This window comes from Epilithonimonas sp. JDS (assembly GCF_021261315.1).
GTDB lineage: Bacteria > Bacteroidota > Bacteroidia > Flavobacteriales > Weeksellaceae > Epilithonimonas.
In genome coordinates, this window is sequence record NZ_JAJSAX010000005.1 from 214,463 (window position 1) to 232,501 (window position 18,039).

The following is an 18,039-nucleotide window of genomic DNA, read 5'->3' on the forward strand; positions in this document are numbered from 1 at the left end:
AAAAACATTCCCCAAATCACATAATTTCATTAAATTTGCCAACCAAAAAGCCAACAGCAAAAAGCTGTTAGCCAAAAGCCCAAACTATGACTTCACAAGAAATAAGACAGCAATTTTTAGATTTTTTCAAAAGCAAAGAACATTTGATCGTTCCTTCTGCACCAATTGTTTTGAAAGATGACCCGACGCTGATGTTTTCCAATTCCGGAATGACACAGTTCAAGGATTATTTTTTAGGATATAAAGAACCAAAATCTTCCAGAATTGCCGACACGCAAAAATGTCTCAGAGTTTCCGGAAAACACAATGACTTGGACGATGTTGGTCGTGATACCTATCACCACACGATGTTCGAGATGTTGGGAAACTGGAGTTTTGGGGATTATTTCAAAAAAGAAGCGATTACCTGGGCTTGGGAACTGTTGACAGAAGTTTATAAAATCCCAAAAGAAAATCTTTACGTAACAATCTTTGAAGGTGACGAAAAAGAAAATCTTGAACGTGATACTGAAGCTTACGATCTTTGGAAACAATTCATTTCCGAAGATAGAATCATCAATGGAAATAAGAAAGATAATTTCTGGGAAATGGGAGCGAGCGGACCTTGTGGACCTTGTTCGGAGATTCACGTTGACTTGAGAACACCAGAAGAAAAAGCGAAAGTCTCCGGATTGGAATTGGTGAACAATGATCATCCTCAAGTTGTGGAAATCTGGAATCTCGTTTTTATGCAATTCAACAGAAAAGCAGACGGGAGTTTGGAAAATTTGCCTGCGAAACACATTGATACAGGAATGGGATTTGAGCGTCTTTGTATGGCACTTCAACAAAAAGAATCCAATTATGACACCGATGTTTTCACACCTTTGATCGCTAAGGTTGAAGATCTTTCGGGGAAAAAATATACAGGAATTTTAACGGACGAAAAAGATATTGCCATTCGTGTGGTTGTGGATCACATCCGTGCGGTTTCGTTTGCGATTGCTGACGGGCAATTGCCTTCCAACGGTGGCGCAGGTTACGTGATAAGAAGAATTTTGAGAAGAGGAATTTCTTATGCTTACAGATTTTTGGACAGAAAAGAACCTTTCCTTTTCGAATTGGTAGCTGTACTTCAAAATCAGATGGGCGCATTTTTCCCTGAGCTTCAGAAGCAAGGAACTCTAGTTACAGAAGTCATCAAAAGCGAAGAGGAATCTTTCCTTAAAACTATTGAAAACGGCTTGATCCGAGTTGAGAAATTAATTCAGCAAACAATTGCTAGCGGTCAAAAAGTATTGCCAAGCGAAGAAGTTTTTGAATTGTACGATACTTATGGTTTCCCTGATGATCTAACGAGAATTATCGCTGAGGAAAAAGGCTTAACGATTGACGAAGCTGGTTTCGAAGCGGAAATGGCAAAACAAAAACAACGTTCGAAAAAAGATTCGGCGGCAAAAGTTTACGATTGGGTTGTTTTGGAAGAAAAGCCGGAAACCTTCGTTGGTTACGATGTTTTGGAATCCGAAACTTACATTACAAGATATAGAAAAATAGAAAACAAAGACGGCGAGTTTTATCAAATCGTTTTGAGTAATTCGCCTTTCTATCCTGAAGGTGGCGGACAAGTTGGTGACAAAGGCGTTATCGAAAATGCAACCGAGAGCTTCGAAGTTTTAGAAACTAAAAAAGAAAACGGATTGATCATTTCTTTAATTAATGGACTTCCGAAAGATGCAGGCGCAATTTTCTACGCAAAAGTGAATGTTGCTGACAGAAAGAATTCTCAGGCCAATCACTCTGCAACGCACTTGTTGCACGAAGCTTTGAGAGAAGTTCTTGGAACGCACGTGGAGCAAAAAGGTTCTTATGTTGGTCCGGATTATTTGAGATTCGATTTTTCACATTTCAGTAAAATGACCGAGGAAGAATTGGCTTTGGTTGAGGAGAAAGTGAATGCGAAGATCAAAGAAAATTTAGCGCTTCAAGAGTTCAGAAATATTCCGATTCAAGAAGCTTTGGACAAAGGTGCAATGGCACTTTTCGGAGAGAAATATGGTGATAATGTAAGGATGATCCAGTTTGGAAGTTCGAAAGAATTATGTGGTGGAACGCACGTGAAAACTACGAGCGAAATTGGACATTTCAAATTAACTTCGGAAAGTTCAACTGCGGCAGGAATCAGAAGGATTGAAGCAATTTCCGGAGAAAAGTCTGATGAATATTTCAAGAATTTGGAAACTCAGGTTTCTGAGATCTCACAATTGTTAAAATCAAAAGATCTGATCAAATCAATTGAAAAATTGTTGGAGGAAAATTCAGCTTTGAAATCCGAAATCGATTCATTCAAAAAAGAAAAAGCAAAAGGCGAGATCCAAAACTGGAAAAATGATTTCGAAGATAAAAACGGAAAGAAATTATTGGTTAAGAAAACATCTCTGGACGCAGGTTCTGTGAAAGATATCGTTTTTCAACTGAAAAAAGAAACCCCAAATTCTGTCATCATCATCATCTCTGATGCTGGTGAGAAACCAATGATTACTGTTGGAGTTTCCTCAGATTTAGAAGCAACTTATCACGCTGGAAATATCATAAAAGATTTAGCAAAAGAAATCCAAGGCGGTGGCGGCGGAAATCCAGGATTTGCTACAGCTGGCGGAAAAAATCTGGCTGGGATCGAAAATGCTTATCAAAAAGCTTTGGAAATTTAAAAATTCATAATATAAAAATTTCTTAAATAAACTTTTATCTTCTCATTATTTGGAGATTAAAAAACTTACAATCAGCTGTATCGAAGCACGATACAGCTGATTTTTGTTTTAACAAAACATTATATTTTCACGTATGGTTTTGTAACTTTCTAATCAATAGTTTTGTTTCATAAAAAAAAACTATATGACTAAATTTCTACTTCTTGTTACATTATTTTTCACTGTTTTACTTTTCGGGCAAAGTCAAGTGAAGGTTTTGAACAAAGCTAACAAACAGCCTATTGAAAACGCATCCGTATACTGTGATGATAATCTTCTCGGAAAAACAAATTACGAAGGCATTTTAACTTTTAAAACAAAATGTAAAAAAGTTGAAATTCTGGCGAGCAATTTCGAAGATATTACGGTAGATGTCACGAAATCTATGGATGTAAGAATGCATCTGCTTTCAGAAAAATCGAGTAATATCGACAGAGTTGTAATCACGGACAAGAGCGATCCCAAAGCTTTGAAAATTCTGGACGAACTCAATAAAAGAGAAAAAGAAAACGCTCCAAAATCGCTTGATTCTTATGATTTTAAATCCTATTCCAAATTTTCTATTGACGTAGATAAAGATTCTGTTGACACTTATAAAAATTTTATCGCAAGCAGAAAAGATTCACTTTCAAAAGTTGAGAACAAAGAATTCAAACAAAAAGACAGCGAAAAAAAGGATTCTCTCATCAACGAGGATTTGTTGGATGCCACTTTGGTGAGTCAGATGTTTCTTTGGGAAAAGGCGACAGAATACAAATATTCCAAAAAATTCGGTGAAAAAATCAATGTTATTGATAACAGAATGTCCGGTTTCAAAAATCCAATTTATGAGGCACTCGCAATTAATATTTCTAATCTCAACCGCACGCCGCGACAGCTAAGATTTGAAAACAGAAATCTCTTTCATTATTATCTTTCAGATACTTTAGAAATTGATGGGAGAAAAACTTATGTTATAAAATTCAAGGAAATTACGGATAAAAAAAAACAGAATCCAAGAAAGTTTAATGGGAAGATCTATGTGGATGCAGAAAGTTTTGCATTGAAAAAGTTTGAAAGCATCAGTAAAAAACAAGGTCAGGGCAACATCGTTTCTGTCTGGAAACCTATCGGCAATAAGTGGTTTCTTGATTATGAAGAGATTAGGTTGAAAATGGGCGATCAAAGCTTCAAAACATCAAAAAAAGACAGCGTGAAAGCCGGAGAAAAACAAAAATACAATGAAAAAGTTTTTGGAAATTATCTGTATGTCAAAAACCGGTTTTTCGATTTTAAATTGAATGAAGAACAGAAAGCAACGGCGTTCAAAGGTTACTCTTTAGAACTGAAAAATTCTGATGGAAACCAGCTTCAGCAGTACAGAACCGACAGTCTAACAGCAAGGGAAAGCGCAACTTACATAAAAATTGACAGCTTTGTAGAAAAGCACGATTTCGAAAAGAAACTTGGTTTTCTGACGCAGCTGCTGAGAGGAAATCTGCGTTACAAAATGATCGATTTTGATGTGACAAAATTTATAAGTTATGACAAATACCAAGGTCTCAGATTGGGCGCAGGTTTGAAACTTAATGAAAAATTTAATAAAACATTTTCTCCGGATGGCTACTTTGGTTATGGTTTCAAAGATCACAATTGGAAATACGGATTTGGACTTGATGTCAAACTATCTGAAAAAAGAACCTCCGTTTTGCGTATTGATTATTTGGATGATGTCTTTGCTGCTGGCAGATTCAGCAATCATATGTGGGATATGACGATGAAGTTTTCTGATCTCAATCTGGACTGGTACAATGCTAATTTTTATAAAAGCCAAAAATTCGGAGCTTCGTTTCTTTATGATCTGTCCAATTCACTAAGCGTGAAAATAGCGGTAAATAAGGAGAAACAGAATGCTCTTTTCGATTATCAATATAAAAATATGGGAAACGGTTTTGACAATGTAAATGCCATTTTATCTTTGAAATACTCTCCGAATGACAAAAATATTATGACGCCGAGCGGAAAATACACCTTTGAAAAAGGCTTTCCACAAATATTTATGAACTTCGAAAAAGGTGTTGATGCTCTTGGTGGAGATTTGAATTATCAAAGATTTGATGCCTTGATTATCCATCAATTCAGAACGAAATTAGGAGTTACCAATTTGAAACTTTTTGGAGGCTTGTCTTCCGGAAGTGCACCAATCTGGAAAAACTTTGAAATTGCGGGTCAGAATGATAGAAATCCGGAAAGTTGGGATTCAAATATCAATACACCATCCAATTTGGGATTTGCAACAATGCCTGCCGGGACATTTTTCGCAGATCAATTTGCTGCTTTCAGAATTTCACAGAATTTACCTTTCAGATTTAAAACTTTAGGAAAAAGATATTCCAGTATTGATTTGGAATATCAGTCGGCGATTGGTACTTTCAAACACAGAACAGACCATCAGTTTGAATTTCGGGCTTTAGATCATTATTATCAGGAAGTTGGTTTGATTTGGAATCAGTTTCTGGGCAGAAGTTTTGGCGTTGGATTCTCTTATCGATTAGGATATTATCAGACGTCTAGATTTAAGGATAATTTTGGAATTAGACTTAGATTTAGTGTATTTTGATTTAAATATTAAAATGATCAATTTGTAACATTATGTAAAACAGAAAACTCCCAAAATATTGAAAGTTTTCTGTTTTATAAATTTAAATTTCGAATCTATTTCGCAAAATTCTTAGGCGAATAGAAATATAAAAATTCTTTTTTAGCATTCACAAAATCGCTCCAGTTATCGCAATCAATTTGATAGCCAACAACGCCGGAAGTCGGAAGGTTTACGATTTCGTCTGTCAAAGAATTGGCAAAATTCGAAATCCCATTGTTGTGCGAAAACAAAATCACTGAATTGACTGAGTTTTCCAGTCCTATGATCAGATTTTCAAAATTACGTTCTTTGGGATTGTAAAGCGATGCATCGACTGAATATTCTTTTTCATAAACCTCTGAAAATAATTTACACGTCTCCAATGCACGCTTAGCAGGACTTGAAATGAAGGTGTCAATATCCACTGATTTGTCCTTTAGTAAAAGTGCCATTTTGGGTGCGTTGATCATTCCCAGCTCATTGAGCGGGCGGTCAAAATCTTCAACATCTACAGGCCAATCACTCTTGGCGTGTCTCACGAGTAGTAGTGTCTTCATTAACAAATGATTAATAATAAATTAAAATTAGTAAAAAAAAATCAGTTAATATCTTTTATCAAATAATTTTTTATATGCTATTTCTCATAAGTGCTTATGGAAAAGGGCGCATCGGCATCTTCCGTACCTCTTTTTTGGTTAGGCTTGTTCGTCATATCAAACCTTAATTTTGCACCTTTTAACAGTTCAAAATGATCGATCCAGTTTTCAGAATGATCTTTTCCGTTGAATTTCATTCGATCGATATAAATATTTGAATTTGAATTTTTTGGTGCATCAATCAAAATCGATTTACCATTTTCTAAATTAATTTTGATTGATTTGAAAAGTGGTGCACCCAAAACGTATTGCGTGCTTGCAGGCGTCACAGGATAAAAACCTAAAGCTGAGAAAACATACCAGGCTGAAGTTTGTCCGTTGTCTTCATCGCCACAATAACCGTCTGGCGTGGGTTTGTACAGTTTATCCATCGCCTGTCTTACCCAATATTGCGATTTCCACGGTTGGCCGGCATAATTGTAAAGATACAACATATGTTGAATTGGCTGGTTTCCGTGGGCATATTGACCCATTCCTACAATTTGCATTTCGCGCATCTCGTGGATCACCTCTTTATAGTAATTGGTGTTGAAAGTCGGTGGCATTACAAAAACTGAATCCAGCATTTTTGCGAAGTTTTGTTTGCCGCCCATCAATTCTTTGAGTCCATTGATGTCCTGAAAAACGCTCCACGTGTAGTGCCAGCTGTTGCCTTCTGTGAAAGCATTTCCCCATTCAAAAGGATCAAAATTATCCTGAAATTCGCCGTTTTTCTTTTTGCCCCGCATCAGATTATACTTCGGGTCAAAGAGCTTTTTGTAGTTCATCGCTCTTTCTTTGTACGGCTGAAGCTCGGTTTCGGATTTTTTCAGCGCCTTTCCAAATTCATAGATTGCGTAATCATCGTACGCATATTCCAACGTTCTGGCGGCACTTTCGTCTATTCCCGTGTCAGTCGGCACATAACCAAGTTTATTATAATCCTCAACACCTTTTCTTCCTACAGCACTTATTGGACCTTCGTTATTTGCGCCGTGTTTTAAAGCCTGCCAGAGAATCTCAGCATCATACCCTCGTAAACCTTTGAGATATGCTTCGGATACTACAGACGCGGAATTGTTCCCAACCATAATATCCGCGTAACCCGGACTGCTCCATTCCGGCAGAAATCCGCCTTCCTGATAAGCGGAAATCAAACCTTTCTGCATCTCTACATTCACTGAAGGATAAACCAAATTCAGAAGCGGGTAGAGTGCACGAAATGTATCCCAAAATCCAGTTCCACCGTATAAATATCCCGGCATTACTTTGCCATTGTAAGGACTATAATGTTGGATATTTCCAGATTTATCTTTCTCATAAAGCCTTTGTGGGAAAAGGACACTGCGATACAGACAGCTGTAAAAAGTTCTGGCTTGATCAACAGTTGCGCCTTTGATTTCGATTTTATTTAAAGTCTTATTCCAGATTTCCTTTCCTTCATTTTTTACCTGATCAAATGTTTTGCCTTTGACTTCATTCAGATTAAGTTCTGCCTGATCAGCACTTATGAAGGAAGAAGCAACCTTTAAAGTGATTTGCTCACCTTTTTTCAACTGAGGAAATTTGACTAAGGCACCAACGTGATCGGCTTTGATTTCTATATTTGAATTTAAAATTTCTTTGTCGTTCCAGACATTTTGATTGATAAAATCCTTATCAAACTGAAGAACAAAATAATTTTTAAAATTCTCCATTTTGCCTCTTGCATATCTTGTGGAGTAGCCAATTATTTTTCTCTCTGCTGGAATAATTTTAACATAAGAACCTTTATCAAAAGCATCTAAAAGTACCTGAGCCTGATTGGTTTCCGGAAATGTAAAACGCATAATTGCAGCACGTTCCGTAGGGGCAATTTCTGTCCATACATCATAATCTGCCAGATAGACTTTGTAAAAATAAGGCATTACTTCTTCTGCTTTGTGAGAAAACCAGCTTGCTCTTTTTTCCTGATCTATTTCCGGTTTACCAACCATCGGAAGGATGGAAAACTGGCCGTAATCATTCATCCAAGGCGAAGGCTGATGCGTCTGTTTGAATCCCTGAATTTTCTTGGCATCATAAGTATATTGCCAGCCGTTTCCGTTTTTTCCGGTTTGCGGCGTCCAGTAATTCATTCCCCAAGGTAATCCTATTATTGGATAAGTATTTCCGTTGGATAATTCGTAAGAAGACTGCGTTCCCATCAAAGGATTCACGTAATCTACAGGACTTTTAATCCAATTGTTAATTTCCTGAGATTTGATACCAATGGAAACAATAGAGCAGAGCAGGAATAGTTTTAGGCCTTTCATTCACAATTTATTTATATCAAAAATAAAGCTTTATGAACAAAAAATACTGAATTTAAATTATTTTTTTTACCCGATTATCTTAACTCAGATTTACAGAAAACCATTGACTGTTATTATAACATTTGATAGATTAATTAAAATAAAAACAAGATAATTAACTGATTAATAAAGCAATACAGGATGGAGCAGGACGCTCTTCTTTTTCGATGTTTCTAATTTTCCAATGCAACAAATCATTAACATTCAATTAATATTAATATTATGAAAAGAAGAAAATTACCAATTAGTCAGGCTCTGAAAATTTTCATATTTACGGGACTGACATCCGCTTCTGTCGGTATGAATGCCCAGACTTTGGCTTTTCCGGAAGCTACAGGTTTCGGCAGATATACGACTGGCGCAAGAGGCGCTGCGAATCCTCAGGTTTATCTGGTAACTAACTTAAATGACAGCGGACCAGGATCTTTTCGGGACGCAGTGAGTCAGGAAGGTCGGTTCGTGATATTCAAAGTTGGTGGCATTATTAATACACTTTCTCAAATCGTCATCGCAAAAAACACCACTATTGCAGGACAGACCGCTCCGGGAGAAGGCATTGTGCTATTGGGTGCAAAAGTCACATTTACTGGAGCCAGTAACACGATTGCCCGCTACGTGCGTATCAGATATGGGAATACGACTCAAGGACAGGATACTTCCGGTCTTTCAAACGGCGCAAATATCATTCTCGATCATATGTCATTTACCTGGGGAACTGATGAAGTTTTCTCCATTAATTGGGATAATAAAGGTGAAAGTCCGGATAATATTACGATTCAAAATTCAATCATTGGCCAGGGTTTGCATCGCCACAACCACTCAGCCGGCGGATTGATGCAGCCTTCTGGCGGTAAAATAAGTTTGATCGGAAATTTATACATCTGCAACAAAACCCGTAACAATAAGATTAAAGGCATCAACGAGTTTGTAAACAATGTGGTTTATAACTGGGGAAATTACGGCAACACTTACGGACACACAGAATCTGGAGATGCGTACATTATGGGTGGAGACTCTGCAGGAAGTTCGGATGTGAATATCATTAATAATTATTTCATCGGCGGACCAAATACGCAAACTACGCTGACAACTCCTTTCAACAGAGGCAATGATAATTTTTCATTATACGGATCAGGAAATTATTTTGATAATAACAGAAATGGTGTTTTAGATGGAACATTAGTTCCGGCAGATTTATCAGGTTATCCAACAGGAGATATTTCGACCATCAAGTCAGAGCCTTATGATTATCCGATGAAAAATACGGCACTTACGGCTCAGCAAGCTTTTGACAAAGCGATTTTGAGTGTTGGCGCATCTTATCCAAGACGAGATCAGGTCGAGAATCTGATGATTTCAGACCTGTCATCTAAAGGCACAACTGCAACTTATGTTTATGTGCAGTCGGATTTAACCACAAAATTTGGTTTTACCAATGGGGGTGCTGGACATGTTTATGGTGCGCCGGCTCCGTTGGATACAGATAACGACGGAATGCCTGATGCCTGGGAAGATGCTAACGGATTGAACAAAAATGTCAATGATGCTTTGGCAGTCAGTGCTACCAATGCGCCTTATCTTAATATTGAAGTTTACATTAACGGACTCACAAGTCATACACCGCCGGATTTCATTATTCCGCCAACCAATGTCAATTTCACAAATGTAGTTTCAACGGAAGTTCCGGCTGCCAGTTCATTTACAGTTAACTGGAATGACAATGCAGATAACGAAACGAATTACATCTTGGAACGTTCAAACAACGGAACAACTTTTACGGAGCTTGCAACACTTGGTGCTAATATTACAAGCTATAATGAAACCGGATTAACACCTAATACTCAATATTATTATCGTGTAAAGGCAGTCAATGCAACAGAATCTTCGGTTTACTCCACAGTTGCATCTGTTACGACACCGCCAATTCCATCTGCTCCTACAAAAGCAGTTAATCCCAATCCTGCAAACGGAAACAATAATGTAGAACTGACCAATGGCAATCTACTTTTGAAATGGACAGGCAGTTCCAATACCACTTCTTATGCCGTTTATTTTGGAACAAATGCTACCAATCTGAGTAAAGTAGCTGATGTGGCTTACAGTGCTGCACCATCATACCAAATGACCAGCCTGAGTCCAGCCACGAATTATTACTGGAGAATCGATGCTTCTAATGCCAAAGGTGTCGCAACAGGCGATGTTTGGACTTTCAAAGCTTTGACGCCGAGTCTTGTAGGACATTGGCCATTTCAGGAAGCGCCTTTGGAAGGAGAAAAAATTGCTGACGTCACGAACTATGCCAATGAAGGCTTATTGGATGTAGCCTACGACAATGCCAACGTTAGAGTTCCAGGCAAGGAAAACAATGCAATCAACCTCGCCACAGCGCCAAGTAATATGTACATCACAAGTATTCCGGATCAGGATCATATTAGGTTTGACAGAAATTCATTTACCGTTTCTTTTTGGATGAAAGCGCCGCCAAATATGATTCCAACTTCATCAGCAACCAGTCTGTATGTATTGTGCAAAGGTTCTTTTACCAAAAATAATACAACAGGCGCCACCGGAAAACGTTTTAATGTTGAGATCAAAGGCGGACAGTTGCGTTTTGCTATTGATGATGATGTGACGAAGAAGGAAATCACTTCCAGTATCGCCAAATATTTTACAGACAATTGGGTACATGTGGTGATAATGAGAGATATTGTGTCCCATAAAATGAGAATTTATACCGATGGCGTTCTTATAACCGAAGGCGATGAAACAGCTGTCACAGGCATTGGCGAAGCAAGTGATCTGATCATCGGGAATATTGGCGAATTGGAATTTAAAGCTACCACCAATGCTCCGGCACCATACAAAGGCGCATTTGACGAACTGAAAATGTTCAATTACGCATTGACTGCATCGGAAGTTCAGAATCTTTACAATCAGGCAACATTAAGCAATGGGAATTTGATTTTTGACAAAAACAAAGGAACTGTCTATCCAAACCCTGCGAAAGACAACATCTTCATCCAGCTTCCAAACTATGAAAAATCCAATCTTACAGCCACATTAAGTGATATGAGCGGAAAAATTATTTTACAGGAAGAAATCAAATCCACCTCAAAAGGCCTTTTCAATCTGAATATTGCCAGTAAAAAGATGTCCGGAATTTATATTCTTAATGTTTCCGGTGCGAATCTGAACAGTAATTTTAAAATAATTGCCAAATAAAAATCAATTTCAATTTTTCAACAAAACCTTTTCAACTCATCTGAAAAGGTTTTGATTTTCTTAAAAATCGTTTGAATCAAAAATATTTTCGAATGAGAAAATCAATTTTTTATCAAACCTATATTTCACAAATACAATAATCCATTATATTTGCAACCCAATTAATAATTTAAACAATAAACTTATGAAAGAACTTATTGAAAAAATCAGTGCTGAATTTGAAGCGTTTTCTAATGAAGCTAATCAGCAATCAGAAAAAGGTAATAAAGCTGCTGGAACCAGAGCAAGAAAATCTGCTTTGGAATTGAGCAAATTATTCAAAGAATTCAGAAAAGTTTCAGTTGAAGAATCTAAGAAATAAAAACTGATCAATTAAAATCCCTGCAGCAATGCAGGGATTTTTTGTTAAAATACGTTTCTTCCGATTTTATTAATTTTACAGTTACAGTATATTTTAAAATCTTTAACTAATTCAATTTTCATCTAATTGTTCTTTGGCAATTTCATTTTCCACCTAAAAGAGATTGTAGAAGCTCAATATTTATAGAAGTCAATTCCGCTGGCGGCAAGATAGTTGTAGTTCTCTAAAAACCAAAAAAAAATATTTATGAATTCACAGGTGGAAACAGAGTTTCAGACGCATAACGACTCCAAGGAAACTTTTCTGGCGGACGTTCTGGAAGGCTTGAACAGCAGTCCAAAAAAATTACATTCAAAATATTTTTACGACGAGGCAGGCGACAGGCTTTTTCAACAGATTATGAATATGCCCGACTATTATCTGACCGATTGCGAGCTCGATATCTTCAAAAATAAAACTGAGCAATTAGCAAAAAGCATTCTGATCGATAATGAGCCTTTTGATTTGATAGAATTGGGAGCTGGTGATGCGATGAAATCCAGTTATCTGCTCGAACATTTGACCACAAAAAATATCGATTTCACCTATATGCCAATCGATATTTCCAGACATATTCTGGAAGAATTAAATGAAAAATTCAATATAGATTTGCCTGAATTGAATGTCATTACTTTAGAAGGCGACTATTTTGATATGCTCGACAAGGCTATGACCATTTCGAATAGGAGAAAAGTGGTTTTGTTCCTTGGTGGCAATATCGGCAATATGGATATGGGAGAATCTTACCATTTTTGCAGAGAACTGAGAAGAAAACTCAACCGTGGAGACATTCTCCTGATTGGTTTTGACTTAAAGAAAAACCCACATATAATTCTCAAGGCTTACAATGATTCTGCAGGAATTACTTCTTCATTTAACCTCAATCTTCTCATCAGAATGAACCGCGAACTGGAAGCGGATTTCGATGTTCTGAATTTCCAACATTATCAAACCTATGATCCAATATCAGGCGCTTGCAAAAGTTATCTTGTGAGTTTGACGGAACAAAATGTACATATTGGAAACCAGATTTTTCGCTTCGAAGAAAATGAATTGATCGATATGGAAATCTCACAAAAATTTTTTATCGACGATATCAACAAACTTGCACGGGATTCCAAATTTCATATCATTGATGAGATTGCAGATTCTAAAAATTGGTTTGTAGATTCGATTTGGCAAGTCTTATAATTTCTAAAATAAATTTCAATGAAAGAAAATTCCGTTCTTACGATACCAAATTCCATAACCAATTGGGCCGAGAAATATTTACAGATTCGAAATCATTCTGTTAAAATCTGCGAGCCTCTGGAAATCGAGGATTATGTGGTTCAGCCAATCGTCGATGTAAGTCCACCGAAATGGCATTTGGGTCACACGACCTGGTTTTTCGAGACTTTTGTTTTGGAACCCAATTTTCCTGGTTATCAGGTTTTTGATGCTCAATATAACTTTGTTTTCAACAGCTACTATGAAACGATTGGCGCAAGAGTTATCCGTACCGACAGAGGAAATTTGAGCCGTCCTTCCGTTTCTGACATTTATCAATACAGAAAATATGTTGATGAGCAAATGGATGCATTTCTCAAAAGCGAATATTTAACGGAAAAAATCAAACCTTTACTCGAACTTGGTCTCAATCACGAGCAACAGCATCAGGAATTGTTGTTAACAGATATCAAATATATATTAGGTCACAATCCGCTTTTTCCGGCGTATAAAAATGAAGATATTTTGAAAAAAGAACATTCTGAAATTATCGAAATGATTCACTTTGACGAAGGTGTTTACGAAATCGGTTTTCAGGGAGAAGATTTCAGTTTTGATAATGAACTGGGAAGACATAAAGTGTATCTTAATGATTTTGAAATTGCTGACCGCTTAGTTTCCAACCGAGAATATTTATTATTTATGGATGCAGGAGGCTATAATGATTTCAGACATTGGCACGCTGAAGGCTGGGATTGGGTGAAACAGAATGAAGCTAAATCTCCTCTGTACTGGCATTTGATTGACGGGCAATGGATGAATTATACTTTAAATGGACTTCAGGAATTAGATTTAAATGATGCCGTTTGTCACATCAACTTTTATGAAGCTTCAGCCCTCGCCTCCTGGAAGGGAATGCGCCTACCAACCGAAGCTGAGTGGGAAGTTGCCTCCAATCATTTTGAGTGGGGAAACCGTTGGGAGTGGACGAACTCTGCCTATTTGCCTTATCCAGGATTTAAGAAAGAAGCCGGCGCAGTAGGAGAGTATAATGGCAAATTTATGGTCAATCAAATGGTTTTGCGTGGCGCTTCAGATGCAACGCCAAGCGGACACAGCAGAAATACATACCGCAACTTCTTTCAGACTGGCTTAAAGTGGCAGTTTACTGGAATCAGACTAGCTCAATAACTGCGTATGATTACAGTAGAATCGGTTTCAAAAATTTTCAACGGAAGACCAGCAGTGGACGATATTTCTTTTCAGGCCAATGATAAAGAGATATTGGTGCTCTTGGGAACGAGTGGTTGCGGAAAAACAACCACCTTAAAAATGATTAACCGTCTGATAGAAGCTGATTCTGGAAATATTTTGATTGACGGAAAAAATATCCGTGACCAAAAAGTGGAAGAGCTGAGAATGGGAATCGGTTTTGTTATGCAGCATTCCGGTTTGTTTCCGCATTACACGATTAAGCAAAACATCGCCGTTGTTCCGGAATTATTAAAATGGAATAGGCAAAAGATTCAAAACAGAACTGAAGAACTCTTACACAAACTTCACCTTCCTGAAGATGTACTTTCCCGTTTTCCCAACGAATTAAGTGGTGGCCAACAGCAGAGAGTGGGCATTGCCCGCGCTCTGATTGCCAATTCACCAATTCTGTTGATGGACGAACCTTTCGGAGCTTTAGATAATATTACGAAGGCTGATATTCATTCGGAATTCAAATCGTTGGAAGAACTTAAAAATAAGACCATTATTCTTGTTACGCACGATGTTCAGGAAGCTTTTGAACTGGGACAAAGAATTTGTTTAATGGATAAGGGGAAAATTATTCAGACCGGCACTCCACAAGAAATATTGTATCGTCCCAAAAATGATTTTGTAAAGGATTTTTTTGCCGAAAACAGACTTTTATTGGAATACAAAGTCGCAAGTTTGAATAATGTCAAATCTTTTATCGATTCAGAAAATTTAATCAAAGAGTTTCAATTTACAGAAGATACCAGCGTCTGGAATGCGTTACAGAAATTAAGTTCTGACCATAAAAATACAGATGCTTACGAAATGTTGATTAAAGCATTCAACGAATACCGAAAATTACAAATCGTATGACGCAGCAAAATCTTTGGCAGTTCGTCATCGAGCAGCACCAAAAATTACTGACTCAGGTTGTACAGCACTTGGGCTTGACTTTTCTGTCTTTAATTTTAGCAATCATTGTCGGTTTACCACTGGGAATTTTGATTGCCCGAAAAAGAAAACTATCAAATCCTGTTCTTGGTTTTGCCGGGATTTTACAGACGATTCCAAGTATCGCTTTATTAGGTTTTATGATTCCTGCTTTTGGAATTGGGGCAACTCCGGCCATCGTCGCTTTGTTGATTTACGCCCTTTTACCGATTATAAGAAATACGTACACAGGAATTACGGGTGTAAATCCAACAGTCATCGAAGCGGCAAAAGCTATGGGAATGAACCGGAAGCAAATGCTTTTCAAAGTTGAACTTCCGCTGGCAATGCCTGTAATTATTGCTGGAATTCGCACCGCTGCAGTTATCAATGTTGGTGTGGCGACCCTAGCTTCATTTGTTGCCGCTGGTGGTTTGGGTGAATTTATTTTCGGTGGAATTTCTTTAAACAACACCAATATGATATTGGCAGGTGCCATTCCTGCAGCATTATTGGCGATTTTGCTCGACCAGACGATTGCTGTTTTGCAGAAATCCGGCTATCAGTTTTTAAAGAAATTAAAATACATCATTCCTGCTGTTTTATTGGTATTTGGAATTGTTTATTTAATGAATTCCGTTTCAGATAATAAGTTAAAAGCAGGGTTTACGCCAGAATTTATGGGAAGACAGGACGGAGATTTGGGTTTGCGTTCCGTTTATGGTTTGAATGTCAATCCTAAAGTCGTGAATGATGCCGTGATGTACAAAGCCGCTTTCGAAAATGAATTGGATTTAATCAGCGGATATTCTACAGACGGAAGAATCAAAGCGTTCGATTTGTATGTATTGGAGGATGATAAAAAGATTTTCCCACCCTATTTTGCGGCACCGATTATCAAGACGAAAACATTGGATAAATTTCCTGAGCTGGAAAAAACTCTGAACTTAGTTGCAGGAAAATTCAACGATTCGATAATGACCGATTTGAATTACCGTTCGGATTATCTTAACCAAACGCCTGAAAAAATTGCCAAGGATTTTTTAATGAAAAATAAACTGTACAGACCTTCCAGAAAAGGAAATTCGGGAACAGTTCGAATCGGTTCAAAGATTTTCGGCGAGCAGTACATTCTCACAGAAATGTATAAAATGCTGATTGAAGGCTACACTAATTATAAAGTGGAAACCAAAACCGGATTGGGTGGAACAAAAATCTGTTTCGATGCATTGATGAACGACGCCATAGATTTTTACCCTGAATATACAGGAACGGGACTTTTAGTTTTATTAAAACCATCACCAAAATCCATCAAAAACGTTTCGCAAAGCTCCGATAAAACGTATAAATTTGTAGATTCAGAATTCAGGAAACAGTATGGAATTCAATGGTTGGAACCGCTTGGTTTTAATAATTCTTATGCCCTGATGATGCGGAAAAAACAGGCAGAGGAATTGAAAGTAAAAAGCATTACTGACCTTAAAAAATACCTGGATTCAAAATAGAATTTAAATGACTGAAAAATACAATTTTGATGAAATCGTCAGCAGACACGGAACCGATTCGGTAAAGTGGGATTTGGCAAAGGACGACGTTTTGCCAATGTGGGTCGCAGATATGGATTTTAAAACGGCTCCGGAAATTACCAAAGCAATTGTGGAAAAAGTTTCTCAAGGTGTTTTTGGTTACGGTCTTGTGCCAGCTAATTTCTTTGACGCCATTATCCATTGGTGGAAAGAGATTCATCAGTTTAGTATCAAAAAAGATTGGATTCTGCCTGGTCCGGGAATGATTCCCACACTTTCCGCGATTTTGAGGACTTTTGTGAAACCTGAGGAAAATATCATTATTCAGCCGCCTGTTTACAATCATTTTTATAATTTCTTCGAAAACTGTGAATTTGGCGTGGTCGAAAATAATCTTATTTACAACAACGGAACTTACGAAATTGATTTTAATGATTTGGAATTAAAAGCATCCGATTCGAAGGCAAAAGTTCTGCTACTGTGTAATCCACATAATCCTGTAGGCAGAGTCTGGAAAAGAAATGAACTGGAAAAGATAGCGGAAATTTGCGCTAAACATCAGGTAATGGTGGTGTCAGATGAAATCCACGCTGACCTGGTTTATGAAGGTCATCAACATATTCCTTTCGCTTCCGTCGCTGAAAATTACAACTTGGAATCTGTGACTTGCGGTTCGCCCTGTAAGACATTTAATCTTGCGGGTTTGCCGATTTCGTATGTCATTTCTCAAAACGTCGGGATTTTAAATAAGATTCATAAAACTTTTGAAATTCAGGAGACGAGTTACCCAAATCCTATCGCGGCCACCGCATTGATTGCTGCTTACCAAAAGGGAAATAATTGGTTAGAAGAATTGAAAATTTATCTCAGTGAAAATTATCAGTATCTCTCAGAATTCATCAAAGAAAATATTCCGGAAATCAAAGTTCTTCCTTTAGAAGGAACCTATTTGGTCTGGTTAGACTGTCAGTCATTGAATAAAACGTCTGATGATTTGTCTAAAATTTTATTGGAAGACGAGAAACTGTGGGTAAATTCAGGAACAATGTATGGCAAAGCGGGCGAAGGATTTTTGAGAATCAATATCGGTTGTACAAAAGCAAATTTAGCTGATGGACTGAATCGACTGAAAAATTTTTATGATAAAATTCCCAAAACCTAGCCGATAGACTTTGTAGAATATTATCTAT

Annotated in this window: 11 protein-coding genes; 9 read left to right on the forward strand and 2 right to left on the reverse strand. The window is 37.4% G+C overall.

The genetic code is table 11. From position 1 onward, the window contains the following. Nucleotides 1–86 precede the first annotated feature (86 nt). Nucleotides 87–2,690, forward strand: a complete 2,604-nt coding sequence (gene alaS, locus LUD75_RS14825) for an alanine--tRNA ligase (protein WP_232706600.1) — start codon at nucleotides 87–89, stop codon at nucleotides 2,688–2,690. 184 nt (nucleotides 2,691–2,874) lie between these two features. After that, nucleotides 2,875–5,328 carry a hypothetical protein gene (locus tag LUD75_RS14830; RefSeq protein WP_232706601.1) on the forward strand — a complete coding sequence of 818 codons (2,454 nt, stop codon included), beginning with the start codon at nucleotides 2,875–2,877 and terminating at the stop codon, nucleotides 5,326–5,328. 95 nt (nucleotides 5,329–5,423) lie between these two features. Here the strand turns inward: LUD75_RS14830 and LUD75_RS14835 are convergent, their stop codons facing one another. Together LUD75_RS14835 and LUD75_RS14840 are read right to left on the reverse strand one after the other, a co-directional pair. Next, a complete protein-coding gene (locus LUD75_RS14835) occupies nucleotides 5,424–5,906 on the reverse strand; it encodes a histidine phosphatase family protein (RefSeq protein WP_232706602.1) in 483 nt (160 codons plus the stop codon). A 77-nt stretch (nucleotides 5,907–5,983) separates the two neighbouring features. Next, on the reverse strand, nucleotides 5,984–8,278 hold the full coding sequence (locus LUD75_RS14840; RefSeq protein WP_232706603.1) for a GH92 family glycosyl hydrolase: 2,295 nt from the start codon (nucleotides 8,276–8,278) through the stop codon (nucleotides 5,984–5,986). Between the two features lie 261 nt (nucleotides 8,279–8,539). Here LUD75_RS14840 and LUD75_RS14845 point away from each other — a divergent pair, with 261 nt between their 5' ends. From LUD75_RS14845 to LUD75_RS14875, 7 genes are all read left to right on the forward strand, one after another. Further along, entirely contained in the window at nucleotides 8,540–11,539 is a 3,000-nt protein-coding gene (locus LUD75_RS14845; RefSeq protein ID WP_232706604.1) for a LamG-like jellyroll fold domain-containing protein, read from the forward strand. 184 nt (nucleotides 11,540–11,723) lie between these two features. After that, entirely contained in the window at nucleotides 11,724–11,900 is a 177-nt protein-coding gene (locus LUD75_RS14850) for a histone H1 (RefSeq protein WP_232706605.1), read from the forward strand. Between the two features lie 246 nt (nucleotides 11,901–12,146). Next, the gene (locus LUD75_RS14855; RefSeq protein WP_232706606.1) at nucleotides 12,147–13,130 is read left to right on the forward strand and encodes an L-histidine N(alpha)-methyltransferase; all 984 of its coding nucleotides are present in this window, start codon (nucleotides 12,147–12,149) and stop codon (nucleotides 13,128–13,130) included. 18 nt (nucleotides 13,131–13,148) lie between these two features. After that, a complete protein-coding gene (gene egtB / locus LUD75_RS14860) occupies nucleotides 13,149–14,339 on the forward strand; it encodes an ergothioneine biosynthesis protein EgtB (RefSeq protein WP_232706607.1) in 1,191 nt (396 codons plus the stop codon). A 6-nt stretch (nucleotides 14,340–14,345) separates the two neighbouring features. After that, complete coding sequence (locus tag LUD75_RS14865) at nucleotides 14,346–15,266, forward strand: ABC transporter ATP-binding protein (RefSeq protein WP_232706608.1); 921 nt, start codon at nucleotides 14,346–14,348, stop codon at nucleotides 15,264–15,266. Further along, on the forward strand, nucleotides 15,263–16,828 hold the full coding sequence (locus LUD75_RS14870) for an ABC transporter permease/substrate-binding protein (RefSeq protein ID WP_232706609.1): 1,566 nt from the start codon (nucleotides 15,263–15,265) through the stop codon (nucleotides 16,826–16,828). Before LUD75_RS14865 ends, LUD75_RS14870 begins: the two co-directional genes overlap by 4 nt. A 7-nt stretch (nucleotides 16,829–16,835) precedes the next feature. Beyond that, nucleotides 16,836–18,011, forward strand: coding sequence for a MalY/PatB family protein (locus LUD75_RS14875; RefSeq protein ID WP_232706611.1), 1,176 nt, complete (start codon nucleotides 16,836–16,838; stop codon nucleotides 18,009–18,011). Nucleotides 18,012–18,039: the final 28 nt, after the last annotated feature.